Source organism: Streptomyces sp. NBC_00285 (assembly GCF_036174265.1).
GTDB lineage: Bacteria > Actinomycetota > Actinomycetes > Streptomycetales > Streptomycetaceae > Streptomyces.
The window spans coordinates 4,832,544-4,857,021 of record NZ_CP108055.1; the positions used below are offsets into that span (position 1 = coordinate 4,832,544).

Here is a 24,478-nt window from a genome sequence, read left to right on the forward strand (position 1 = left end):
CAGGCGGCTGTTCACACGGGTGAACGGCCGCCTGTGGTGCATCTACTTCCGGACGATCCTGAAGAGCCGGATCTCCCGCTCGACCCGCGCCTGGTAGGTGGCGTACGGCGGCCAGAACGTCAGCGCCCTCTTCCACACGGCCGCCCGCTCCTCCCCCGTCAGCAGCGTCGCCGTGACCGGGATGTCCGCGCCCTTCCAGCTGACCTCGGCCTCCGGGTGCGCGATGAGGTTGGCGGTCCAGGCGGGATGGCCGTCACGGCCGAAGTTGGAGCCGATGAGGATCCAGGTACGGCCGGCCTCCTCGGGCATACAGGCCAGCGGGGTCCGGCGCACGAGTCCGCTTCGCGCACCGGTCGAGGTGAGGACGACGCCCGGCAGCATCTGCGCGCTGAGCAGGACCCTCCCCCGGGTGATCCGGTGAACGGCCCGGTCCAGGGCCGGAATCACATGCGGCGCGACCTTGGCGAAGCCGCGGGTGGAGGACACCTTCTGCACGACCCTCTGCCCGATCACACCGACACCTCCGTCTTGTCGAAGAGCCGCGCCGCGTCGGCCGCGTGGGCCCTGAGCCGGTGCGCCGGGCCGAAGAGCAGTTCGTCGCCGGTGGCGCGCTTGAAGTACAGATGCGCCTCGTGCTCCCAGGTGAAACCGATGCCCCCGTGCAACTGGATGCCCTCACCGGCGGCGGTGCGCAGCGCTTCCAGTGCCTGGGCGAGGGCGAGTCCGCCGACCCGCTGCTCCCCCTGGCCGACGGCCCAGGCGGCGTAGTAGGCCGCCGAGCGGGCCGCCTGGAGCTGGACGTACACATCGGCCAGCCGGTGCTGGACGGCCTGGAAGGACCCGATCGCCCGCCCGAACTGCTCGCGCTGTTTGACGTACTCCACGGTCCGCTCCAATACGCGGTCGGCGGCCCCTACGGCCTCACAGGCGAGGACGGCGGCGGCGGTGTCTCCGAGGCGGGCCAGTTCTCCGAGAACGTCACCCTCGTCTTCGCCGCCCAGCAACTCGGCCTCCACATCGCGGAGTTGGATGCGGGCGCGGGGCCGGGTGGAGTCCAGAGCGGTCTGCCGGGTGCGGACGAGTCCGGGCGCGTCACCGGGGACGAGGAACAGCAGGGTGCGGGAGCGTGCGAACCCTCCGGCGTGGGCGGCGACGAGGAGGAGACCGGCACTGTGACCGTCGAGAACCTGGTCGACCTCGCCGTACAGCCGCCAGCCCGCCGAGCCGGACGGCCCGGCGACGGCTCGCGGCGGTGCGGGGGTCGCCTGCGCCTGTGCTTGTGCCTGAGACTCCGTCTGCGTGGCCGCGGGGGTGCTCGCCGCGGGAGCCCTCCCCGCCGGGCCGGCATCCGCCGAGCGCGGCCCGGCGACGGGGACGGCGACACCCGCGCGTCTGGCCTGCACCCCGCCCGCGCGTCCTCCCCCCGCCCAGTCGCCGGTGTTGCTCCCGGTGAGCGCGAGGGCTTCACCCGGCGGCACGGCGAGGGTCGCGGTCAGAGCGCCGGAGGCGATGCGGGGCAGCAGGCCGGCGCGCTGCTCCTCCGTGCCCAGGGCCAGCACGAGCGGCGCCGCGAGCACCGCCGTGGCCTGCAACGGCGTGGCCGCGAGCACCCGTCCCGTCTCCTCGCAGGCCAGCGCCAGTTCGGTCACCGAGCACCCCGCGCCCCCGTACTTCTCGGGCAACGCAAGCCCCGGCAGCCCCAGTTGTCCGGCGAGGACCTCCCACAGCGCGGGGTCGTGACCGGCCGGGGTGTCGACGGCGGCCCTCAACTCCCGCGGCCCGCAGCGGTCCCGCAGCACCGCGCGGAGCGCCCCGCGGATCTCGTCCTGTTCGGCGGTGAAGCGAGCGTCCATGGCCCTTCCTCTTCCCTCCGGATCTGACGGTCCGTCATATTAGGAGCGCCCGCACCAGATGCCCAGAGGCAGGAGGCCCCTCATGCCCCCCGGGAACCGGAAAGTCGCGATCACCGGCGTGGCCCTGTCCGACTGCGGCCGCGTCGACGGCACCACCCCCTACGCCCTGCACGCCCAGGCGGCCCGCCGCGCCCTGGCCGACGCCGGCCTGGAGCGCGACCTGGTCGACGGCCTGGCCTCGGCCGGCACCGGCACCCTCGCCCCCGCCGAGATCGCCGAGTACCTGGGCCTGCGCCCCACCTGGGTCGACTCGACCGCGGTCGGCGGCTCCACCTGGGAGGTCATGGCGGCCCACGCGGCCGACGCGATCGCCGCCGGACACGCGAACGCGGTGCTGCTGGTCTACGGCTCCACGGCCCGCGCCGACATCAAGGCGGGCCGCCGCACCGGCACCCTCTCCTTCGGCGCCCGCGGCCCGCTCCAGTTCGAGGCGCCCTACGGCCACACCCTGATCGCGAAGTACGCGATGGCGGCCCGCCGGCACATGATCGAACACGGCACGACCGTCGAGCAGTTGGCGCAGGTCGCGGTCCAGGCCCGCGCCAACGCCGCCCTCAACCCCGACGCGATGTTCCGCGACCCGATCACCGTCGACGACGTCCTGTCCGGCCCGATGATCGCGGACCCCTTCACCAAGCTGCACTGCTGCATCCGCTCCGACGGCGGCGCGGCGGTGCTGCTCGCGGCCGAGGAGTACGTACGGGACTGCCGTACCGACCCCGTCTGGGTGCTCGGCACCGGCGAGTACGTCTCGCACGTCAGCATGTCCGAGTGGCCCGACTTCACGGTGTCCCCGGCGGCGGTCAGCGGCCGCCTGGCCTTCGAACGGGCCGGGGTGCGCCCCGAGGAGATCGAACTCGCCGAGATCTACGACGCGTTCACCTACATGACGCTGGTGACGCTGGAGGACCTCGGCTTCTGCGCGAAGGGCGAGGGCGGTGCCTTCGTGGAGAAGGGACGCCTGCAGGTCGAGGGCGGGGACCTGCCCGTGAACACCGACGGCGGCGGCCTGTCCGCCCAACACCCCGGAATGCGCGGGCTGTTCCTGCTCGTGGAGGCCGTACGGCAGCTGCGCGGGGAGGCGGGGGCACGCCAGGTCAGACGCCGGGACGGATCGGCACCCGGGCTGGCCGTGGCGTCCGGAACGGGGGGCTGGTTCTGCTCGTCGGGGACGGTGGTGCTGGGGCGTTAGGGCGCGACCTCGACGGTCGCCTCGTCGCAGGCCGGGTCCGGGTCCGGGTCCCGACGGCCTCTGTCCCCCGGACCGGACGGCTCCTTCTCCTGGAGACACCGCACACCCTCGCCGGGCGCGCCGACTTCGGCCGTGAACGCGAAGGAACTGCTCCCGCCCGGCTTCGGATCGAGTACCGCCCGCTTCCTCACCGTGCGGAGGCGAGTTGCCCCTCACAAAAGGTCAACGGGTGGACTAAGCGATGGACTAACCGTAGCTCTCCCGGAGGTGTGGCGCACCCGTCGTGGCCGCGTGCGAGGTCGCCCTCACGAAGGGCCGCCGTCCGGCCTCGGTACCGTCTGGGGCATGGCAACGGATCTTCATGAGCTGCTGAGGTCGCTTCGGGTGTGGGACCAGGAGGTCACCTCCCTGCCCTCCTTCGACCCCTCCGCCGCGCCCGCGACCCCGCTGGAGCTGTTCACCGTCTGGTTCGCCCAGGCGGTGGCGGCCGGGCAGACCGAGCCGCACACCATGTCCCTCGCGACGGCGGACGCGGAGGGCCGGCCGGACGTGCGGACGGTGATGCTGCACGGCGCCGACGCGGACGGCTGGGCCTTCGCGAGCCACGCCCACAGCCGCAAGGGCGGACATCTGTCGGCCCGGCCGTACGCCGCTCTCGGCTTCTACTGGCCGGTCCTCGGCAGGCAGGTGCGGGTGCGGGGACCGGTGACCGCCGCGCCCTCCGAGGACGGCCAGGCGGATCTGCACGCCCGCTCGACCGGCGCCCTCGCGGCCGCGCTCACCGGCCGGCAGAGCGAAGTCCTCGGCTCACTGGAGGAGTTGGCGCGAGCGTCCGAGGAGTCCTGGGAGCGGGCGCAGCGCGAACCCGCCGTGCCCGTGCCGTCGTGGACGCTGTACCGACTCGCGCCCGAGGAGGTGGAGTTCTTCCAGGGCGACGAGCGCAGGCGCCATGTGCGGGTGAACTACCGCCTGGTGGAAGGCGGTTGGACTCAGGAGCTGCTCTGGCCCTGAAAGTCGTACACCGCGAAGTCCGCCGTCGGGCGGTAACCGATGCGCTGGTAGAGGGCGTTGCTGGTCGGATTGGCCAGGTCGGTGAAGAGCAGCACCTCGTCGGCGCCCCGTTCCCGGGCGAGCCTGCTGACCTCGGCGGTGGCCGCACCGGCGTATCCGCGGCCGCGGAGCGGGGCGGGGGTGTAGACGGGTGCCACCCGGATCTGGCCGGCGACCAGCGGGGTGAGGCCGGCCATGGAGACGGGGGTGCCGTCCGCGGTCTCCCAGAGGACGACGCCGTCGAAGGCGAGGCGGGCGTCGGCCCAGGCCTCGGCGCGCACAGTGTCGTTCCCGTCCTCTCCGGTGTCCCGGACGAACTCCCCGAACCAGCGGACCAGCAGCTCCCGGTCGCCCTTCCCGGCGATCCTCGGCCGCCCCCGAGGCACCGGCTCCGGCTCGGTCAGCGTGTCCAGCCGGTACAGCCGCAGCCGCTGGTGGGGCACGGCCGTGACCCCGGTGTGCCGCTCCCAGGCCCCGGCGAGGACGGCGGCGGTCCCTGCCTCCGCACTGACCCCGGGAAGCGGGCGCCCGCTCAGATGTCGGGCGAGGGAGTCGGCCTGGGCGTCGTTGAGGGGCGTGAGGTACAGCCGGTACGGCGGCGTCCGGAAGTAGGCACCCGTGACCTCGCCGCCCTCCTCCAGCAGCCCGAAGTACGGCGCCTGACTGCCGTATGCCTGGAGCCCGCGCGTCCGCAGTCCCTCGGTGACGGTGAGGAGCACGGTGTGCAGGTCGGGCCGGGAGCGCAGGAAGTCTCCGGCGCGGGCGAGGAAGGCGTCGAGGTCGGCGGTGGAGTGCCAGTCGTCGGGATGCATGCTTCAGGATCCTGCGGGGCGGGCCGGAGCGCCCGCGAATTACGCCGGTTCCGGATCCGTCGCCAGGCGGCCGTGCAGGTGCGCGTCCCGGAACGCGTCGTGGCGGCCCGCTTCGAACATCGCGCCCCTCAGCGTGCCCTCGTAGCGGAAGCCGCACTGTTCGGCGATGCGGCAGGAGGCGTCGTGGCCGAGGCCGTGAGCGAGTTCGAGGCGGTGCAGGCCGAGGTCGGTGAGGGCCCAGTGCGCGGCGAGGCGCAGGGCGCCGGTGGCGACGCCCCTGCCGCGGGCCTCGGGGAGCACCCAGTAGCCGACGCGGGCGTTGCTGAAGACGTGGTCGATGACGTTGACGCCGACGTGGCCCAGTGTCGTACCGCTCGACGCGTCCGTGATCCGGTACGACGCGCTCGTGCCCCGCGCGGCCTCGGTCGCCTTGCGCCGCATGGCGGCCCGGGCGCCGTCGAGGTCGTGGATCTTGGTGAGCGGGGTGTTCCAGCGCCCGAACTCGGGGTCCAGCGTCCCGCGCAGCCAGTCCTGGGCCTGGGCGCCGGAGTGCGCGTCCCAGGCGCACAGGCGCAGGCCGTGGCCGTGCAGTGGAGGGAAGGGGCCCTTGAGGTGCTGGTCGTCGACGTCGGTCATCCGTCCATTCAAGCCGCCGCGCTCGTCCCGCGTGGCCTGAACTTCGGTACGCCGTCCGGGAAGACGGCTTCCAGGTCCATCCCGGGGCGCAGGTCCTCACCGGCACAACCGAGGACTTCCGTCACCACCAACGGATCCCCAGCAAGGCCGACGCCCGTCACTCACCCCCAACCGCCAAAGTCCCCCCGCGTGGCCTGAACTTCGGTACGCCGTCCGGGAAGACGGCTTCCAGGTCCATCCCGGGGCGCAGGTCCTCGTGCGCGCAGTCGACGATCTCCGTCATCATCCGGGGGCCCTCGGCGAGGTCGACGACGGCAGCGACGTACGGGGTGCGGTCCTTGAAGGGCGGCAGGTCGTTGCGATGGACGACGGACCAGGTGTAGAGGGTGGCCCGGCCCGTCGCGGCGCACCAGGAGACGTCCTCGCTCCAGCAGTGCGGGCAGAACTCGCGCGGGTAGTGGTGGATCCGGGCGCAGGTCTCGCACCGCCTGAGCAGCAGGCTGCCCCCGGCGGCCGCCTGCCAGAAGGCGTGGGTGAAGGTGTCGGCCTCCGGGAGGTCGTGGCGGGCGTTCATCAGAAGAGGCCCAGGGCGGCGTCGAGCGACCATGCCTGCCAGGACATCGCGAACAGGGCGACGAGCGAGATGAGCGCCATCATCGCGTTCTGTCCCTGTTCGGCCCAGTCGTGGATCATGAGGGTGAAGTAGAGGACGTTCAGGAGCAGGCCGCCGACCAGCGCGAGCGGGGTCAGGAAGCCGAGGATCAGGCCTGCGCCCAGGGCGAGTTCGGCGTACGCGACGACGTAGGCCATCGTCTTGGGGCGCGGTGCGACCAGCGTGCCGAAGCCGCTGCGGACCGGGGTCCAGCGGTGCTTGGCGGCGATGTCCGCGGCCCAGGTGATGCCGCCGCCCTCGAACCACGTGCTCTTGTCCTTGTGCCGCCAGCTCTCCAGCCACCACAGACCGAGGCCTATGCGCAGGACGGCCAGCCATTGCGCGCCGGTCAGCCAGATCGTGTCCATGAAATCTGACGGTACGTCAGATCACTTGTTCCCGGAAGGTCGCGGTACCGCGAAAAACGGCGGCTTCGGTGCGGCGGCCCGAGCGGAACGGTGAGACCGCATGAGAGAAACCTGTGCGCCCGCCATGAAGCTGTGGGTCCTCCGTGAATACCCCAGGATTGTTGGCAATCCTGTCCACACATCGCCTACGTTCGCTGAAGCCAACAGAAACCGCTGAGGGAGCGAACCGTGAAGCACAGGGCAGTCAAGCGCAGGAACGTCGTCATCGGCATCGGCGCGACAGCGGGAGCCGCGGCCGTCGGCGGCCTGACCCTGAACGCCAGCGCGTCGACCGGCGGCTCATCGACCGGCAGTTCCTCGGGGAGCGGCATCCTCGTCTTCGACCCCGAGGCCTACACGAAGCTGACGACCACGGTCACGGACACGGCGGGCACCGAGCACGCGGTCACCTACCACTTCTGGAAGGCGATCACCTACGTCTCCAAGCCCGTCGACGAGACCTACCAGTCCCTGATCGTCAGCGCCCCCGTCGAGATCGACGGCACCGCGGTCGACGCGAGCAACGCGCCGATCCTGCTGGCCAACTCCATCGGCGGCTACATGCCGTCCTCCGTAGCGACCGCGACCGGCGTCGGCGCCGGCGGCATGGGCGGTGGCGGCGGTGCCCCCAGCGGTGCTCCCACCGGCAGCGCCGCACCGAGTGCCTCGGCCGCCTCCAACGCCAACGAGAACACCAACGCCACCGGCGGCGCCACCAGCAGCAACCAGCTCCTCGCCCTGGCCGCCGGGTACGTCGTGATCGAGCCCGGCGCCCGCGGCCGTACCCTCAAGAACTCCGCCGGCGAGTACTACGGCACCGCTCCCGCCGCGATCGTCGACCTCAAGGCGGCCGTGCGGTACATCAAGTCCAACAAGGGCCGCATCCCCGGCAACGTCGAGCGGATCGTCTCCGCCGGCACCAGCGCGGGCGGTGCCCTGTCCTCGCTGCTCGGCGCCTCCGGCGACAGCCCTGTCTACGACAAGCTGCTCAAGGAGATCGGCGCGGCCGAGGCCTCCGACGCGATCTTCGCGACCGGTGCCTGGTGCCCGATCACCGACCTGGAGCACGCCGACGGCGCCTACGAGTGGAACTGGGGCACCAACGCCCTCAGCACCGGCAAGCAGGTCGACCAGGCCGTCTCCAAGGAGCTCCAGGCGCAGTTCGCCGAGTACCAGGCGAAGTTGAGGCTGCGCGGGCTCAAGGGCTCGGGGTTCGGGGTGCTGACCGCCCGCAACTACGACGAGTACCTGGTCAAGCAGTACCTGGAGCCCTCGGCCACCACCTACCTCGCCGCCCTGTCGGACTCGGCGCGGGAGACGTACCTGGCCGCCAACACCTTCATCACCTGGAAGAACGGCAAGGCCACCTTCACCTGGGCCGGCTTCCTCACCCACGTCGGCGCCCGCAAGAAGACCGTGCCCGCCTTCGACGCCTTCGACCTGTCCGCCGGTGAGAACAACCTGTTCGGCGCGGGCACGACCGAGACCCGCCACTTCACCGCGTACAGCGCGAAGAACGACACGACGGGCCTGAGCACCAAGCGCGTCGCGAGCGGCATCCCCGAGACACTGCGCCTGATGAACCCGATGTACCACCTGGTGGAGAAGGCCAACGGGAAGCGCTCGAAGCACTGGTGGATCCGCCTCGGCACCAACGACTCCGACACCTCGCACGTCGTCTCCGCGAACATCGCCGCCGCCGCGGCGGGCCTCGGCGACGACGTCAACCACCTCTACTACTGGGACCAGGGCCACGGCGCCAACACCGATCCCGGCGACTTCATCACGTGGATCGCCAAGGTCACGGGCTACAAGAAGGCCAAAAAGTAGCAGCCCCCGGCCGACTCCGGACCCCGGACCGCGGCCCCGGTTTCCCGTCAGTCTCCGGCCGCCGCCCGCCCCGGCGCCGAGCTCCGTATCCACGGACCCGGCGTCGTGGCCTTTTCCGTACGCACACAACCAGGTGACCTACGTCACGAGCCCCACCCGCATCTCCTACAGGCGTGATCGATCCGCAACCAATTCCCGTCTTGACCGAGACCCATCAACGCGCTGTCTGATTACGCTCGCGCTCATGGCCGACTCCAGACCCGCAGACCACCCCGACCAGCCCGACCAGCCCGAACAGCCCGATCGCCCCGTGTACGTCATCGGCGGCGGACCGGCCGGGCTCTCCGTCGCGTACGCGCTGCGCGCCCGGGGCGTCCGTGCGGTCGTCCTGGAGAAGTCCGAGCATGTCGGCGCGTCCTGGCGGCGCCACTACGACCGGTTGCACCTGCACACCACCCGCCGCCTCTCGGCCCTGCCTGGCCTGGCGATGCCACGCCGCTTCGGTCGCTGGGCGTCCCGCGACGACGTGGTGCGCTACCTGGAGAAGTACGCCGAGGTCCACGAGCTGGAAACCGTCACCGGCGTCGAGGTCTCGCGCGTCGAGCGCACCGCCGACGGCACCGGCTGGCTGCTGCACGCCACCGGCGGCCGTGAACTGACCGGCGCCGCGGTCGTCGTCGCCACCGGCTACAACCACACCCCGCTGCTGCCGGACTGGCCGGGACGCGAGGAGTACAAGGGCGAGCTTCTGCACGCGGGCGAGTACCGCAACCCGGCGCCCTACGCCGGCCGTGACGTGCTCGTCGTCGGCGTCGGCAACACCGGCGCCGAGATCGCCGTCGACCTGGTGGAGGGCGGCGCCTCGCGCGTACGGCTGTCCGTGCGCACCGCCCCGCACATCGTCCGCCGCTCCACGGCCGGCTGGGCCGCGCAGTACACGGGCGTCCTCGTACGGCGGCTGCCGGTCGGCCTGGTGGACCGGCTGGCCAGGCCCATGGCGAAGCTCAGCGTGCCCGACCTGTCCGCGCATGGTCTGCCGCGCCCCGACACCGGCCTCTACAGCCGGGCCAGGGATGGTGCCATCCCGGTCCAGGACGTCGGCCTCATCGACGCGATCCGCAAGGGCAGGGTCGAGATCGTGGCCGCCGTCGAGGGCTTCGAGGACGGCGAGGTGCTCCTCGCCGACGGCACCCGGATCGCCCCGGACGCGGTGATCGCGGCCACGGGGTACGCCCGTTCCCTGGAGGGCCTCGTCGGCCACCTCGACGTCCTCGACGCGCGCGGCGGCCCGGTCGTCAACGGCGCCCGCGCCCCGAAGGACGCCCCGGGCCTTTACTTCACCGGCTATGTCACTCCCATCAGCGGGACCTTCCGCGAAGTGGCGATCGACGCGGAGAAGATCGCGAAGGCCGTCGTCAGAGACGGTTCGGGATCGCTCTCCCGGCTCCCGGGATGACGTAGAGAGCCCCAACTCCCCTCAGTAAAGCTCCTGTTATGTGTGCGCAAGATGTGACTGGAGCGTTGTCCTGTGCCCACATGCGGGGCCAGAATGTGAAACCTGCTCATCTTTCAGAATCACTTTCTGGCCCACCTACCTGCTCTCCCCCGACGGAGGATGCACGTGGCACGCGAAAGACAGCTCCCCCCGCTCTCCCGGCGCTCCCTGCTCGGCGGCGCCGCCGCGGCGGCCGGTGCCGTCGCCCTGACCGGCACCGCCGCCTCCCCCGCGGCCGCCGCCACCCGTGACGTGGACGTCGCGATCGTCGGCGGCGGCCTCGCCGGACTCACCGCGGCCCGTGACCTGGTCGCGGGCGGAAAGACCGTCGCCGTACTGGAGGCCCGTGACCGGGTCGGCGGCCGGGTGCTCAACCTGTCCCTGGCCAACGGCGGGATCACCGAGGGCGGCGGCGAGTTCATCGGCCCCACCCAGGACCGCATCAAGGCGCTCGCCGACTCGCTCGGAGTGGGCACCTTCGCCACCTACAACACCGGCAACAACCTGCTCTACAAGGACGGCAAGAAGACCGCCTACGCCACCGACGGCCTCCTCGGCTCGGTCCCGCCGATCGACGCGGCGGGCCTCGCCAACGCGGCCATCGTCCAGGCCTCCCTCGACGACATGGCCAAGACGATCCCCCTCGACGCGCCCTGGACCGCGGCCAAGGCCGAGGAGTGGGACCGGCAGACCTTCGAGACCTGGCTGCGCGCCAACGCCGTCATCCCGTCGGCCAAGTTCCTCCTCGACGTGGCCTGCACGTCGATCTTCTCGGCCGAACCCCGGGAACTCTCCCTGCTGTTCGTCCTCTTCTACATCGCCGCCGCCGGCAACGAGACCACTCCCGGCACCCTGGAGCGCCTCACCGAGACCGCGGGCGGCGCCCAGGAACTGCGCTTCGTCGGCGGCTCCCAGCTGGTGCCGATCAAGCTCGCCGCGACCCTCGGCGACCGGGTGGTGCTGAACGCCCCGGTACGCACGATCGCCAAGTCCGGCTCGAAGTACGTCGTCACGGCCGACGGCGTCACGGTCACCGCCAAGCGGGTCGTCGTCGCCGTACCGCCGCCCCTCGCGGCCCGCATCACCTACGACCCGCTCCTGCCGGCCGCGCGCGACCAGCTCACCCAGCGCCTCCCGATGGCCTCGGTCGGCAAGGCCATCGCGATCTACGACACCCCTTTCTGGCGGGCCGACGGCCTCAACGGCCAGGTCGTCAGCGACACCGGCGTGGTCAGCTCGACCTTCGACAACTCCCCGCCGGACGCCTCCTACGGCGCCCTGATGGGCTTCATCGAGGCGGACGAGGCCCGCAAGTACGACGCGGCGAGCGAGGCGGAGGTCAAGGCTGCCGTGCTGAAGGACTACGTGACGTACTTCGGCGCGAAAGCGGCCTCCCCCACCTCCTTCGTCCTGCAACGCTGGAACAACGAGGCCTACACTCGCGGCGGCCCCGTCTCCATAGGCGCCCCCGGCGTGCTCACCCAGTACGGGCCCGCCCTGCGCACCCCCGTCGGCGGCATCCACTGGGCCGGGACGGAGACCGCCATCCACTGGAACGGCTTCATGGACGGCGCGGTGCGGTCGGGCGAGCGGGTGGCCAAGGAGGTCCTTGCCGTGCTGTAGCGGGCCCGCCGGTCCGCTCCTTTTGTGTGCACACCCATTCCTGACATCCCGTCAGTTCTGTAATCTGACAGAGCGTCAGTTAATGGAGCTGTCACACAGGAGCGGGCGGACCGATGCTTGGATCAACCCACGGCACCCTCACCACCGACTCCCGCCGGGCCCGGGTCATCGCGTGCGGCGAGCAACCCGGGCCCGCCGTCCACGGCAGGCCGGCCGACGTCGACGATCTCGACGTCAGCGGGCGGCCGTTGTATGCGGACGTACCCGATCTGGACCGCTTCTTCCGGCCGGAGTCGGTCGCGGTGATCGGCGCCTCGGACACCGAGGGCCGCCCGAACACCGGCGTCACCCGGCAGTTGATCGACTGGGCGGGCCGGGTCGGCGCCCGGCTGCACCCGGTGCACCCGACCCGCCCGGCGGTCTTCGGCATCCCTTGCGTGGCCGCCGTGTCCGATCTGCCCGAGCAGGTCGACCTCGCGGTCCTGCTGGTCGCCGATCCCCTCCCGGTGATCGAGCAACTGGCCGAGGCCAAGGTGAAGTTCGCGGTCGCCTTCGCCTCCGGCTTCGCCGAGACCGGCGAGGAGGGCGCGGCCGCCCAGGAGCGTCTCGCCGCCGCGGTGGCGGAGTCCGGGATGCGCCTGCTGGGCCCCAACACCAACCTCAACGCCTTCTCGTCGTTCCGCGAGGATCTCGACGGTCCCGGCATCGCCCTCATCACCCAGTCCGGCCACCAGGGCCGCCCCGTCTTCGCCCTCCAGGAACTCGGCATCCGCCTCACCCACTGGGCACCCACCGGCAACGAGGCCGACCTGGAAACCGCCGACTTCCTCTCCTACTTCGCCGAACGGCCCGAGGTCGGCGCCATCGCCTGCTACGTCGAGGGCCTCAAGGACGGGCGCTCCTTCCTGCTCGCCGCCGACCGGGCGGCCCGGCGCGGGACGCCGGTGGTCGCGGTCAAGGTGGGCCGCACCGAGACCGGCGCCCGTACCGCCGCCTCCCACACCGGGAAGCTGACCGGCGCCGACGCGGTGGTGGACGCGGCGATGCGGCAGTACGGCGTCATCCGCGTCGACGGCCTCGACGAACTCCAGGACACCGCCACCCTGTTGGCCCGCGCGAAACCACCGCTCGCCGAAGGGGTCGTCGTCTACTCGATCTCGGGCGGCACCGGCGCGCACTTCGCCGACCTGGCGACGGAGGCGGGGCTGAAGCTGCCGCCGCTGTCCGAGGCCAAGCAGGCCGAACTGCACCAGTGGATACCGGAGTTCCTGAGCGTGGCCAACCCCGTCGACAACGGCGGACACCCGGTCGGCGACTGGCGCGGCCGGAAGATCATCGACGCGATCCTCGCCGACCCTGCCGTCGGAGTGCTGATCTGCCCGGTCACGGGACCCTTTCCGCCCTTGAGCGACCGGCTCGTGCAGGACCTGGTGGACGCGGCCGAGCAGACCGACAAACTGGTGTGCGTGGTGTGGGGATCGCCCGTCGGCACCGAACCGGCCTACCGCGAGGTCCTGCTGGGCTCCTCCCGGGTGGCCACCTTCCGCACCGTCGGCAACTGCATCACCGCGGTCCGCGCCTACCTCGCCCACCACCGCTTCGTCACCGGCTACCGCTCCCCCTTCGACGAGGCCCCGCGCACCCCCTCGCCCTCCTTCCGCAAGGCGCAGGCACTGATGCGCCCGGGCCAGCAGCTGAGCGAGCACGCGGCGAAGCAACTCCTGCGGGCGTACGGGATCCGGGTGCCGCGCGAGCAGTTGGTGACCAGCGCGGCGGCGGCCGTACGCGCGGCGGGCCTGGTGGGCTACCCGGTCGTCATGAAGGCGTCCGGGGCCCGCATCGCCCACAAGACCGAGCTCGGCCTGGTGAAGATCGGCCTGACCTCGGCCAGCCAGGTCCGGGACGCCTACCGGGAGTTGACCGACATCGCCCGCTACGAGGACGTCCCGCTGGACGGTGTCCTGGTCTGCCAGATGGTCGAGCGGGGCGTCGAGATGGTCGTCGGGGCCGCACACGACGAGCTGTTCGGGCCGACGGTGACGGTCGGGCTCGGCGGGGTGCTGGTCGAGGTGCTGCGCGACACCGCCGTACGCGTGCCGCCCTTCGGGGAGGAGCAGGCCCGGGACATGCTGGAGGACCTGCGCGGACGGCCACTGCTGGACGGGGTCCGGGGGCGGCCCCCCGCGGATCTCGACGCCCTCGTGGAGGTCGTCCTGCGGGTGCAGCGCATGGTGCTGGAGCTCGGGGACGAGGTGGCGGAGCTCGACATCAACCCCCTGGTGGTGCTGCCCCGGGGGCAGGGGGCGGTGGCACTGGACGCGTTGGTGGTGTGCCGCTGACATGAAAGGCGACGATGTGATGGACATGCCCGATTCCCCCCGTGTGCCCGGAATTTCCGCTGATTCATTGGTACAGCACGCCACTGACAACCAGGTCTGCCGCATCACCCTCAACCGCCCCGAAGCCCTCAACGCCATCACCCCCGACCAGCGGGAACGCATCATCCGGCTGCTCGGCGAGGCCTCCGCGGACCGGGACGTGAGGGCGGTGGTCCTCACCGGTACGGGCCGCGGGTTCTGTGCGGGCGCGGACCTGCGCGGGACGTCCGCCGTCGCGGAACCGGTCGCCGGGGACGTCGCCCGCATGATCCGGCTCGGCGCCCAGCGTCTGATCGCCGCCGTCCTCGACTGCGAGAAGCCGGTGATCGCGGCGGTGAACGGCACCGCGGCGGGCATCGGCGCGCATCTCGCCTTCGCCTGCGACCTCGTCCTGGCCGCCGAGTCGGCGCGGTTCATCGAGGTGTTCGTACGCCGGGGCCTGGTACCCGACGGTGGCGGTGCCTACCTCCTGACCCGTCTGCTCGGCCCGCAGCGCGCCAAGGAACTGATGTTCTTCGGCGACGCGCTCACTGCCCCGGACGCCGAACGCCTGGGCCTGGTCAACCGGGTCGTCCCGGACGGGGAGCTGGACAAGACGGCCCGAGAGTGGGCGGCCCGGCTCGCCACCGGCCCGACCCGCGCCCTCGCCCTGACGAAACAGCTCGTCAACGCCTCCCTCGACAGCGACCGCACCACCGCCTTCGGCGCGGAGGCCACCGCTCAGGAGATCAACATGACGACGGCGGACGCGAAGGAGGGCGTGGCGAGCTTCGTGGAACGCAGGAGCCCGCAGTTCAGGGGTTGTTGAGGCACGTCGGGTTCCACGAAGAGCCGGCCCGGCGGGGAACTCGACCGCCGCCGCCCCACCCCTTTCCATCTGACGCACCGTCAGCTTCAATGGAAAGGTGATGGGACAAGCAGGAATGGCGGAGGCGGCCGTCCGCTACCTCCGGTCCGGAAAGGCCCTCGCCGTCGAGGCGTTGCCCCGCCCGGAGCTGAGGTGTGTCCGTGAGGACGAGCGGGCGCCGGTCGACCCGGCCGAGTTCCGGCGTGTGCTGGGGAGTTTCGCGTCCGGCGTGACCGTGGTGACGGCACCCGGGGCGAACAGCGAGGGCCCCGCCGGCTTCGCCTGCCAGTCCTTCTCCTCTCTCTCCCTCGACCCGCCCCTCGTCGCCTTCATGGTCGGCCGTACGTCGACGACCTGGCCGCGTATCGCCCAGGCGGGCGTCTTCTGCGTGAACGTGCTGAGCGCGGGCCAGGGCGAGTTGTGCAGGGGCTTCGCGGTGCGCGGCGCCGACAAGTTCGCGGGCGTGACGCACGACCCGGCCCCGGTCTCCGGCTCCCCCCGCCTCGCGGGCACGCTCGCGTGGATCGACTGCACGATCCACGCGGTGCACACCGGCGGGGACCACCTCATCATCGTGGGCCGGGTGGACGCGCTGGGGACGGGCGAGGGCGAGCGGCCTTTGCTGTTCCACCAGGGGCGGTTCATCTGAGGGACCGCGCTCCGGAGCACCGACGTTCCGGACCTCCCGGCCTCCGAGTCTGTGGCCGTCCCGGTCTCTAGGCCACCGCGAGCACGGGAACCGTCGGCCCGCGCCGGATCACCAGTGCCATCAGCGCCGCCACCGCGCACAGCGCTCCCGACGCGTACCAGACCATGTCGTACGACCCGAACGCGTCCCGTGCAGCGCCGCCGAGGAAGGCGATGAGGGCGGCGCCGACCTGGTGGGAGGCGAGGACCCAGCCGAAGACGATCGCGCTGTCGTCGCCGTACTGCTCGCGGCACAGGGCGATGGTCGGCGGGACGGTGGCGACCCAGTCGAGGCCGTAGAAGACGATGAAGAAGAGCATCGGCGGGTGGATCGACGGGGCCAGCAGCATGGGGAGGAAGAGGAGCGAGACACCGCGCAGGGCGTAGTACACGGCGAGCAGGCGGCGCGGTTCGAAGCGGTCGGTGAACCAGCCGGAGGCCACCGTGCCGACGACATCGAAGACGCCGATGACCGCGAGCAGCGAGGCGGCGGACGTGACGGGCATGCCGTGGTCGTGGGCGGCGGGCACGAAGTGGGTCTGGACCAGGCCGTTGGTGGAGGCGCCGCAGATCGCGAAGGTGCCGGCGAGCAGCCAGAAGGTGCCGGTGCGGGCGGCCCGGGTCAGGACCGTCACCGTCCGGCGCGCGGCGCCCTGCACGGGCTCCGGTTTCGGTACGAACTCCTTGGCGCCGTACGGCCGCAGGCCCACGTCGGCCGGGTGGTCGCGCAGCAGCAGCCAGACGAAGGGGACGACCGCGAGGGCGGCGAGGGCGACGGTGATCGCGGCCGGGCGCCAGTCGTGCTTCTCCACCATCCAGGACAGCATCGGCAGGAAGATCAGCTGGCCGGAGGCGGAGGCTGCGGTCAGGATGCCGGTGACCAGGCCGCGCCGCTCGGTGAACCAGCGGTTGGTGACGGTCGCGGCGAACGCCAGTGCCATCGAGCCGCTGCCCATGCCGACCAGCAGGCCCCAGTACAGCATCAGCTGCCAGGCGGCCGTCATCCACACGGTCAGGCCCGAGCCGACCGCGATCAGGGTCAGCGCGATGGCGACGACTCGCCGGATGCCGAAGCGGTCCATCAGGGCCGCCGCGAAGGGCGCGGTCAGGCCGTACAGCGCGAGGTTGACGGAGACGGCCGCGCCGATGGTGGCGCGCGACCAGCCGAAGTCCTCGTGCAGGGGGTCGATGAGGAGACCCGGCAGGGAGCGGAAGGCGGCTGCGCCGATGATCGTCACGAAGGTGACGGCGGCCACGAACCATGCCCGGTGGATACGGGTCGGCGGCTTTTCCGGCGGGGCCGTCCTGCCGGCGGCTGCGGTTGTCTGGGTCACGACATAAAGCTTCCGCCCTGTGCCATCCCGGATCCATTGGCCCGAAGGACAGCATTCGTTAGAATCGGGCCATGAGCAGTGACCGTCATGCCCCCGGCGCCCAGGACTTCCGCCCGCACCGCGTCGTCGTCCTCGCCATGGACGGTGTCCTCCCCTTCGAGCTGGGCATCCCGCACCGGATCTTCGGCCGCCCCAGGGACGCCGAGGGGCGCTTTCTGTACGACGTCGTCACCTGCTCGATCCGCCCGCCGGGCCCGGTGCGGACCGACGCCGACTTCGCCATCCAGGTCGAGAACGGCCCGGAGATCCTGGCCACCGCCGACACCGTGATCGTCCCGGCGTCGTACGAACTCGGCCCGGTCTTCGAGCAGGGCGTGCTGACCGACGACCTGGCCGCCGCCCTCGCCCACATCCGCCCCGGCACCCGGCTCGCCTCGATCTGCACCGGCGTCTACGTCCTGGCCGCCGCGGGCCTTCTCGACGGCCGCCCCGCCACCACGCACTGGGCCGACGCCGACCGTTTCCAGCAGCTCTTCCCGCAGATCAGGGTCGACCCGGACGTCCTGTTCATCGACGACGGGGACGTCCTGACCTCCGCGGGCGTCGCCGCCGGGATCGACCTGTGCCTGCACATGGTGCGCCGCGATCACGGCACGGCGGTCGCCAACGACGTGGCCCGCCGCACCGTCGTACCGCCGCACCGCGACGGCGGGCAGGCGCAGTACATCCACCGGCCCGTGCCCGACCCGCAGCAGTCGACCACGACCTCGGCCCGCGCCTGGGCACTGGGCCGCCTCCACGAGCCGATCCAACTGCGGGACATGGCCGAGCAGGAGGCGATGTCGGTGCGCACCTTCACACGCCGTTTCCGCGAGGAGGTCGGCGTCAGCCCCGGCCAGTGGCTCACCCAGCAGCGGGTGGAGCGCGCCCGGCACCTGCTGGAGTCCACCGGCCTCTCCGTCGACCAGGTCGCCCACGACGCGGGCTTCGGCACCGCCCAGTCGATGCGCCAGCATCTGCAGGCGGCCCTCGGGGTCACCCCGACCGCGTACCGCCGTACCTTCCGCGCCGGGGGCGGATACGTCGCTGGGGACGCCGGCACCCCGTACGCGCAAGCTCCCGCACCGGCGCCCTAGAAGGTGAGCACCCCCCGGGCCACCCGTCCTGCCTCCGCGTCGGCCACCGCCTTCTCGAAGTCCTCGACGGGGTAGGTCTCCGTGACGAGTTCGTCGAGGAGCAGCCGGCCCTGCCGGTAGAGGTCCGCGTACAGCGGGATGTCCCGCTGCGGCCGTGAGGACCCGTAACGGCAGCCGAGGATGGCCTTGTCGAGGAACATCGACGACACGACGAAGGACGCCTCCGCGCCCGCCGCCGGAACTCCCAGCAGCACCGCCTGGCCGTGCCGGTCGAGCAAGTCGACGGCGGCACGCACGAGTTCGACCCGGCCGACGCACTCGAAGGCGTGGTCCGCCCCGCGCGGCAGCAGTTCCCGCACCCCCTCCACCGAGGTCAGGAAGTCGGTCGCCCCGAACTGCCGGGCCATCGCTTCCTTCGCCGGATTGGCGTCCACCGCCACGATCCGCGAGGCGCCCGCGATCCGCGCGCCCTGGATGACGTTGAGCCCGATCCCCCCGGTCCCGATCACCAGCACGCTCTCCCCGCGGTCCACCCGGGCCCGGTTGAGCACGGCCCCCACCCCGGTCAGCACCCCGCACCCGATGAGCGCGGCGGACGTCAGCGGGATGTCCTTCGGGATCCGGACAGCCTGGACGGCCTTCACCACCGTCCGTTCCGCGAAGGCGGAGTTGCACGCGAACTGGAACACCCGCTCCCCGCGCCGTGAGAAGGGCTTCTGGGGCCGCCCGATGGCCTTGCGGCACATGGTCGGCCGCCCTCGGTCGCAGTCGGCGCAGGCACCGCAGTTGGCGAGCGTGGACAGCGCCACATGGTCACCGGGCCCGACATGTGTGACCCCCTCCCCCACCGCCTCGACCACGCCCGCGCCCTCATGTCCCAGCACCACCGGAACCGGAAAAGGTATGGTCCCGTCCACCACGGACAGGTCGCTGTGACACAGCCCGGCCGCGGAGATGGCGACCTGCACCTCCCCGGGTCCCGGGTCCCGCACCTCCAGATCGTCGACGACCTGGATCTGCCTCCCGTCGAACAGCACGCCGCGCATCAGACGACCCCCTTGGGTTCCCTGGGCAGACCGAGCACCCGCTCGGCGATGATGGTGCGCTGGATCTGGTCCGAACCGCCGTAGATGGTGTCGGCCCGTGAGAACAGGAACAGCTGTTGCAGGGCGTCGAGTTCGTACGGCGCGGAAGGGGACCAGTCGGGTCCGGCCGCCGCCTCCGCGCCCCGCACGAGCATCGCCAGCTCGCCGAGCCGTTGATGCCACCCCGCCCACAGCAGCTTGGCCACGTTGGAGGCTCCGGCGTCACCCGAACCGCCGAGCGTGCGCAGGGCGTTCCACCGCATGGTCCGCAACTCGGCCCATTGCCGGACGAGTTGAGCGCGCACGACGGGATCCGCGACCGCGTCGGTGCGTACGGCGGCCCGGACGACCTGCGTCAACTCCTGCGCGAAACCGACCTGTTGGGCGAGCGTGGATACTCCGCGCTCGAACCCCAGCAGGCTCATGGCCACCCGCCAGCCCTGTCCCTCGCCCCCGACGACATGCTCCGCGCGCGCGTGAGCCCCGTCGAAGAAGACCTCGTTGAACTCGCTGGTCCCGGTCAACTGGCGGATGGGCCGCACCTCGACGCGTCCCGGCTGGTCCATGGGAACGAGGAGGAACGACAGTCCGTGATGCCGACGGGACTCCGGCTCGGTCCGGGCGAGCACGAAGCACCAGTCCGCTTCATGGGCGAGGGACGTCCAGATCTTCTGACCGCTGATCCGGTACGTCCCGTCCTCGCCGCGCGTGGCCCTGGTCCGCACCCCGGCGAGGTCGGATCCGGCCCCGGGTTCGCTGTACCCCTGGCACCACAGTTCCTCCCCGGCGGCGACGGGGGGAAGGAAGCGCGCCTTCTGCTCGTCGGTGCCATGGGCGAGGAGCGTGGGCGCGAGCAGTTTCTCCCCGATGTGCCCGGACCGCGGCGGCGCCCCGGACCGCGCGTACTCCTCGGCCCAGGCGACCTGCTGGGTGAGGCCGGCGGTCCGGTTGCCGTACCCGGATTCGGCCCAACCGAGCCCGATCCAACCGGACTTGCCGAGGGTGCGTTCCCAGGTACGACGGTCCTGGGAGCCGTCGGCATGCCCGGCGAGCCATTCCCGCGCCTCCGCCCGAAACGCCTCGTCCTCAACCGTGAACCCGAACTCCACAGTGACCTCCTCTCCCCACGCCGCTCACGACACCCACCCAGGGACGCGGGGAACGGCGCGACCAGCCACCACTGACCCGCACCCGCCGACCATGCGCACCCCCCGAGCACCCGCACACCGGGCCCCTCCCCACACCGCCCACCCACCCCACCCAGGGGCGCGAGGAACCGCGCGACCAGCCACCACCGACCCGCAGCCGCCAACCATGCGCACCCCCCGAGCTATCCCGCATTGGGCCGCGCCCCGTCCCGTGCCGCCCTCTCCATCTCCACCAGCCGCTCCAGCATCGGCATCGGATCGACGCCGATGCTCCCCGGCAGGGACTCCGCGATCGTCTCCGGCGTCCATCCGCCGGAGGCGTACGCGGCGCGCAGTTCCCGGGGCTGGGCCCACACCGCGATCTTCGGCCCCGCGACCGTGTACACCTGCCCGGTGACCTCCCGAGCCCGCTCCGACAGCAGGTAGACCACCATCGCGGCCACGTCCTCGGGCTCCCCGATCTCGGAGAGCTCCATCGGCACGTTGGCCGACATCCGCGTACGGGCGACGGGCGCCACCGCGTTGGCGGTCACCCCGTACTTGTGCAGCCCGAGCGCCGCACTGCGGACCAGCGAGATGATCCCGCCTTTCGCCGCGCTGTAGTTCGCCTGCGAAACCGACCCCTGATGGTTCCCGCTGGTGAACCCGATCAACGTCCCGGCCCGTTGTTTCCGCATCACGGCGGATGCCGCCCGGAACACCGTGAAGGTCCCCTTCAGATGGGTGGCGAGGACCGGATCCCATTCCTCCTCGGACATGTTGAACAACATCCGCTCGCGGAGGATCCCGGCGACGCACACGACACCGTCGAGCCGCCCGTACGAGGACAGCGCGGTGTCGACGACCCGCTGACCGCCCGCCATCGTCGAGATGTCGTCGGCCACGGCGACGGCCTCGCCCCCGGCCGCCTCGATCTCCTTCACCACACCCGAGGCGACCTCGCTCGCGGGCGACGCCCCGTCCATGGCGACCCCGTAGTCGTTGACGACGACCCGCGCCCCCTCGCCCGCGGCGGCCAGCGCGACGGCCCGCCCGATGCCCCGTCCCGCGCCCGTCACGGCGACGACCCTGCCTGCCAAGAAGTTCCCCACGTCCGGCCCCTTCCCGCGGTTTCTGACGGACCGTTAGATTTTATGACCCGTCAGATGTGCGGACACAAGCCCCGGGGAGGGCCCGATGTCACTTCCGGCCGCGTTCCACGACATCGCCAAGCGCGTGAACAACTGGGGGCGTTGGGGTTCCGACGACGAGATCGGCACGCTGAACCTGATCACCGACGAGGTCGTCCGCGAGGCCGCCGCGACCGTCCGTACAGGTCGCCGCATCCCTCTCGCGCTCCCGCTGCAGCAGGACGGCGTGCAGACCGGGATGATGCCGGGCCGGGTCAACCCCCTGCATGCCATGGTGCAGATCAACCAGGAGATCTTCGGCCCGGGCACGGTGGCGTGCAGCGACGACGCCGTGACCATGGGGCTCCAGGCGGCCACCCACTGGGACGCGCTCACCCATGTCTCGCACTCGGGCATGCTCTACAACGGGCGTCCGGCCGGCACCATCACCCCGCACGGCGGCGCCGAGTTCGGCGGTATCGACAAGGCGGGGCACGTCGTATCGCGCGGAGTGCTCCTGGACGTGGCGCGGGCGCGGGGCGTGGACCGGCTGGAGGGCGGGCACGCCGTGACCCCCGAGGATCTGGACGCCGCCGAGGAACTCGCGGGCACGCGTGTGCGTGCCGGCGACATCGTGCTCGTACGGACCGGGCAGATCCAGGTGTATCTCGCGGGGAACAAGGAGGCGTACGCCTATCCGTCGCCGGGCCTGTCGGTCCGCACCCCGGAGTGGTTCCACGCGCGCGATGTCGCTGCGGTCGCGAACGACACGCTCACGTTCGAGATCTTCCCGCCGGAGATCGAGGACCTGTGGCTACCGGTGCACGCGCTGGACCTGGTGGAGATGGGGATGCTCCAGGGCCAGAACTGGAATCTGGAAAAGTTGTCCACAGCCTGTGGACAAGAAAACCGCTACGCGTTTCTGCTGTCGGCGATGCCGGAGCCGTTCGTCGGCGGCACCGGAGCGCCGGTGGCCCCGGTGGCCGTTTTGTGAGGAGGTCGGTCGGCGGCGCGCGGACCCGCCCCGAGCCCGGCATCGCGCGCCGCCGTCATCGACTCCCCTCTGCCCAGGGGACATCGACACCGCTCACGATCCGCGCCCGTCGAGGACTTCCGTCACCGAAGCCCTCGGCGTCCCCTCACGGCGGATCGCCCACTTCAGCGTGATCAGTCGAACACGGTGCGTCAACACCCTGACGGCGATTTGTTGGCCGCGGCCTGCTCGTCCCGGCCGCGCACGGGTGCATCCCCCGGCGCACCGAGCCGTCGCGGGGCGAGGCGGGCGGTGGTTTCTGCGACCGTGCGCCGGTCACACCGCTTCGAAGGCCAGCCCCTCGTAGGCCGAGGCGTCGATGTCGTAGGCCTCCGTGGCGCTCTGCGACTGCGTACAGCGGTCCAGTTCGCACCAGATGCTCTTGCCGCCGCCCTCACGGCTCCAGCCCCAGCGGTCGGCGAGTCCGTCGACGAGGGCGAGGCCGCGGCCGCCGGTCGCGTCGCCGTCCACACACCGCGGCACCGGGGCCCGGCCGCTGTGGTCGGCCACCTCCAGGCGGACGGTGGCCGCCTCGGCCGCCATGTCCGGCAGGGACAGCCGCAGGACGGCCGGCCGGCCGGTGTGCACCACGGCGTTGGTGACCAGTTCGGACACGAGGAGGATCAGGTTCTCGGCGAGTGGTTCGTCGACCCCTATCCCGGACAGGGCGAGTCGCGAGCGGGCCCACCGCCGGGCTCGCCCCACCTCCGCGGGGTCGGGCCGGATCTCCAGCTGCACTTGAAGCACCTGCACCGCTCACACCATCCGAACCGGCGGGCACATGGCCTCGCGCCTCACGAGGGCCACGATCGTAGCCATTTTTTGCATGACCGAGAACAACGACCGACAACGACCAGGGCCGGGACTACACAACGTGAATCCCTTACAGGACAGCATGGTTGACGTACAGTCACGCCAACAAGCGCTTCGGGCATATTCCAGCGCGAAGGAGTACCCGTGCGGGATACTGTGCGACGCTCATCACGGGGAGTCGAACAGGCGGCGGACGAAGGCCTTCCCACCCTGCGATCTGCGGCGCGCATCGCCGGGTCCGGGGCCGCCCCATCGGCAACACCGGCATGGCTCATGCTCCGAACCACTCGCATCTCACACAAGGTACCGGAGCAGGCCGCCGACTCCAGGACGTGACGAGTCACACATAGGACACAACCCGATATCAACGCTCCGTGATTCCGGTATGCCACAATCCGCGACATCGGCTCCGGGCGCGGGCGCCTCAGGCCAGCAGACCGGCGGCGAGCGACTCCTCGCTCTCCGCGCCACCGCCGCTGCGCCGGGCCCGCACCCAGGCCCGTTTCAGCAGCAGGTGCACCTCGCACTCCCAGGTGAACCCCATTCCGCCATGCACCTGAAGACAGTCCCGGGCGCCCCGCTCGGCCGCCTCGTCGGCCAGCAGCCGGGCCGCGGCGATGTCCATGGGGTCTCCCGTCACGGCGGCCGCGTACACCGCGGCCCGCGCCGTCTCCGCCCGCACCAGCAGCTGCGCGCACAGGTGCTTGACCGCCTGGAAGGCCCCGATCGGCTGGCCGAACTGCTCCCGCGTCCCGGCGTGTTGCACGGCCAGCTCACACGCGCGCGTGGCGGTGCCGAGCTGCTCGGCGGCGGTGAGGAGGACCGCGACGGGATCGGCCGCGCCCCCGTGCGCGCCCGGCACCCGGTGCAGCGGCGTCAGCGGATCCACCGACTTCAGGGGTACGGCTGCGGCGGCGTCGCCGCGTACGACGTCCGCCTCCTCCAGCCACTCCACCAGCCCGCCGCCGTCGACGTCCGTGACGACGGTCTCCCCCTCGGCCGCGCCCGGCACGGTGCCCGCCGCGAGGTGGGTCGCCACCAGCGGTCCGGGCAGCAGGGCCCGCCCGGCCTCCTCGAAGGCCAACACGGTCTCCGGCAGGCCCAGTCCGACCCCGCCGTCCGCCTCCGGCACCCGCAGCGCGAAGAACCCGGCCGCTCCCAGCTCCCGCCACAGCGCGCGGTCCAGACGGGGTTCCGCCACGGCGGCGCGCAGCACGTCCCCGTCGAAGCGCCGCACCAGCAGCTCCCGCATGCCGGCCCGCAACGCCCTCTGCTCTTCGCTCAGTTGGAAGCGCACG

General features: G+C 71.7%; 23 protein-coding genes. 10 read left to right on the forward strand and 13 right to left on the reverse strand.

The window, feature by feature from the left end:
* Positions 1 to 42: 42 nt before the first annotated feature.
* On the reverse strand, positions 43 to 513 hold the full coding sequence (locus tag OHT57_RS22150; protein ID WP_328748217.1) for a nitroreductase/quinone reductase family protein: 471 nt from the start codon (positions 511 to 513) through the stop codon (positions 43 to 45).
* On the reverse strand, positions 510 to 1,853 hold the full coding sequence (locus OHT57_RS22155; RefSeq protein ID WP_328748218.1) for an acyl-CoA dehydrogenase family protein: 1,344 nt from the start codon (positions 1,851 to 1,853) through the stop codon (positions 510 to 512). The genes OHT57_RS22150 and OHT57_RS22155 overlap by 4 nt, the downstream gene beginning before the upstream one ends.
* An 82-nt stretch (positions 1,854 to 1,935) precedes the next feature.
* On the opposite strand from OHT57_RS22155, the gene OHT57_RS22160 reads away from it, so the two are divergent.
* A complete protein-coding gene (locus OHT57_RS22160; RefSeq protein ID WP_328748219.1) occupies positions 1,936 to 3,105 on the forward strand; it encodes a thiolase C-terminal domain-containing protein in 1,170 nt (389 codons plus the stop codon).
* Here the strand turns inward: OHT57_RS22160 and OHT57_RS22165 are convergent.
* Positions 3,102 to 3,296 carry a hypothetical protein gene (locus OHT57_RS22165; protein ID WP_328748220.1) on the reverse strand — a complete coding sequence of 65 codons (195 nt, stop codon included), beginning with the start codon at positions 3,294 to 3,296 and terminating at the stop codon, positions 3,102 to 3,104. The two genes, OHT57_RS22160 and OHT57_RS22165, sit on opposite strands and share 4 nt — an antisense overlap.
* A 154-nt stretch (positions 3,297 to 3,450) precedes the next feature.
* On the opposite strand from OHT57_RS22165, the gene OHT57_RS22170 reads away from it, so the two are divergent.
* Positions 3,451 to 4,116, forward strand: a complete 666-nt coding sequence (locus tag OHT57_RS22170; protein ID WP_328748221.1) for a pyridoxine/pyridoxamine 5'-phosphate oxidase — start codon at positions 3,451 to 3,453, stop codon at positions 4,114 to 4,116.
* Here the strand turns inward: OHT57_RS22170 and OHT57_RS22175 are convergent.
* The 4 genes from OHT57_RS22175 to OHT57_RS22190 form a co-directional block, all read right to left on the reverse strand.
* Positions 4,095 to 4,967, reverse strand: coding sequence for a GNAT family N-acetyltransferase (locus tag OHT57_RS22175; RefSeq protein ID WP_328748222.1), 873 nt, complete (start codon positions 4,965 to 4,967; stop codon positions 4,095 to 4,097). The genes OHT57_RS22170 and OHT57_RS22175 overlap by 22 nt on opposite strands.
* A 39-nt stretch (positions 4,968 to 5,006) precedes the next feature.
* Entirely contained in the window at positions 5,007 to 5,603 is a 597-nt protein-coding gene (locus OHT57_RS22180) for a GNAT family N-acetyltransferase (protein WP_328748223.1), read from the reverse strand.
* Positions 5,604 to 5,760: 157 nt separating this feature from the next.
* Positions 5,761 to 6,177, reverse strand: a complete 417-nt coding sequence (locus OHT57_RS22185; protein ID WP_328748224.1) for a Zn-ribbon domain-containing OB-fold protein — start codon at positions 6,175 to 6,177, stop codon at positions 5,761 to 5,763.
* Entirely contained in the window at positions 6,177 to 6,623 is a 447-nt protein-coding gene (locus OHT57_RS22190) for a DoxX family membrane protein (RefSeq protein ID WP_328748225.1), read from the reverse strand. The genes OHT57_RS22185 and OHT57_RS22190 overlap by 1 nt, the downstream gene beginning before the upstream one ends.
* Positions 6,624 to 6,851: 228 nt before the next feature.
* On the opposite strand from OHT57_RS22190, the gene OHT57_RS22195 reads away from it, so the two are divergent.
* The 6 genes from OHT57_RS22195 to OHT57_RS22220 all read left to right on the forward strand — a co-directional run bounded on the left by OHT57_RS22195 (position 6,852) and on the right by OHT57_RS22220 (position 15,484).
* Positions 6,852 to 8,492: a subtype B tannase gene (locus OHT57_RS22195; RefSeq protein WP_328748226.1), complete on the forward strand. Its 1,641-nt coding sequence runs from the start codon at positions 6,852 to 6,854 to the stop codon at positions 8,490 to 8,492.
* 244 nt (positions 8,493 to 8,736) lie between these two features.
* The gene (locus tag OHT57_RS22200; RefSeq protein ID WP_328748227.1) at positions 8,737 to 9,948 is read left to right on the forward strand and encodes a flavin-containing monooxygenase; all 1,212 of its coding nucleotides are present in this window, start codon (positions 8,737 to 8,739) and stop codon (positions 9,946 to 9,948) included.
* A gap of 159 nt (positions 9,949 to 10,107) precedes the next feature.
* On the forward strand, positions 10,108 to 11,610 hold the full coding sequence (locus OHT57_RS22205) for a flavin monoamine oxidase family protein (RefSeq protein WP_328748228.1): 1,503 nt from the start codon (positions 10,108 to 10,110) through the stop codon (positions 11,608 to 11,610).
* A gap of 113 nt (positions 11,611 to 11,723) precedes the next feature.
* Positions 11,724 to 13,949 (forward strand): acetate--CoA ligase family protein, encoded by a 2,226-nt coding sequence (locus OHT57_RS22210; RefSeq protein ID WP_328748229.1) that lies wholly within the window; start codon positions 11,724 to 11,726, stop codon positions 13,947 to 13,949.
* 25 nt (positions 13,950 to 13,974) lie between these two features.
* Positions 13,975 to 14,796: an enoyl-CoA hydratase/isomerase family protein gene (locus OHT57_RS22215; RefSeq protein WP_443053469.1), complete on the forward strand. Its 822-nt coding sequence runs from the start codon at positions 13,975 to 13,977 to the stop codon at positions 14,794 to 14,796.
* 100 nt (positions 14,797 to 14,896) lie between these two features.
* Complete coding sequence (locus OHT57_RS22220; protein ID WP_328748231.1) at positions 14,897 to 15,484, forward strand: flavin reductase family protein; 588 nt, start codon at positions 14,897 to 14,899, stop codon at positions 15,482 to 15,484.
* Between the two features lie 67 nt (positions 15,485 to 15,551).
* Here the strand turns inward: OHT57_RS22220 and OHT57_RS22225 are convergent, their stop codons facing one another.
* Positions 15,552 to 16,856 carry an MFS transporter gene (locus OHT57_RS22225; protein ID WP_328748232.1) on the reverse strand — a complete coding sequence of 435 codons (1,305 nt, stop codon included), beginning with the start codon at positions 16,854 to 16,856 and terminating at the stop codon, positions 15,552 to 15,554.
* 71 nt (positions 16,857 to 16,927) lie between these two features.
* Here OHT57_RS22225 and OHT57_RS22230 point away from each other — a divergent pair, with 71 nt between their 5' ends.
* Positions 16,928 to 17,992, forward strand: a complete 1,065-nt coding sequence (locus tag OHT57_RS22230) for a GlxA family transcriptional regulator (protein WP_328748233.1) — start codon at positions 16,928 to 16,930, stop codon at positions 17,990 to 17,992.
* On the opposite strand, the gene OHT57_RS22235 is transcribed toward OHT57_RS22230, so the two are convergent.
* The 3 genes from OHT57_RS22235 to OHT57_RS22245 form a co-directional block, all read right to left on the reverse strand.
* Positions 17,989 to 19,038: a Zn-dependent alcohol dehydrogenase gene (locus OHT57_RS22235; RefSeq protein WP_328748234.1), complete on the reverse strand. Its 1,050-nt coding sequence runs from the start codon at positions 19,036 to 19,038 to the stop codon at positions 17,989 to 17,991. The genes OHT57_RS22230 and OHT57_RS22235 overlap by 4 nt on opposite strands.
* Positions 19,038 to 20,186 carry an acyl-CoA dehydrogenase family protein gene (locus tag OHT57_RS22240; protein ID WP_328748235.1) on the reverse strand — a complete coding sequence of 383 codons (1,149 nt, stop codon included), beginning with the start codon at positions 20,184 to 20,186 and terminating at the stop codon, positions 19,038 to 19,040. Before OHT57_RS22240 ends, OHT57_RS22235 begins: the two co-directional genes overlap by 1 nt.
* 221 nt (positions 20,187 to 20,407) lie before the next feature.
* A complete protein-coding gene (locus OHT57_RS22245; RefSeq protein WP_328748236.1) occupies positions 20,408 to 21,316 on the reverse strand; it encodes an SDR family oxidoreductase in 909 nt (302 codons plus the stop codon).
* A gap of 85 nt (positions 21,317 to 21,401) precedes the next feature.
* On the opposite strand from OHT57_RS22245, the gene OHT57_RS22250 reads away from it, so the two are divergent.
* Complete coding sequence (locus OHT57_RS22250) at positions 21,402 to 22,328, forward strand: cyclase family protein (protein WP_328748237.1); 927 nt, start codon at positions 21,402 to 21,404, stop codon at positions 22,326 to 22,328.
* Positions 22,329 to 22,643: 315 nt separating this feature from the next.
* Here OHT57_RS22250 and OHT57_RS22255 read toward each other — a convergent pair whose 3' ends face one another.
* Positions 22,644 to 23,105, reverse strand: coding sequence for an ATP-binding protein (locus OHT57_RS22255; RefSeq protein ID WP_328753283.1), 462 nt, complete (start codon positions 23,103 to 23,105; stop codon positions 22,644 to 22,646).
* Between the two features lie 499 nt (positions 23,106 to 23,604).
* Positions 23,605 to 24,477, reverse strand: coding sequence for an acyl-CoA dehydrogenase family protein (locus tag OHT57_RS22260; RefSeq protein ID WP_328748238.1), 873 nt, complete (start codon positions 24,475 to 24,477; stop codon positions 23,605 to 23,607).
* Between the last annotated feature and the right edge of the window lies 1 nt (position 24,478).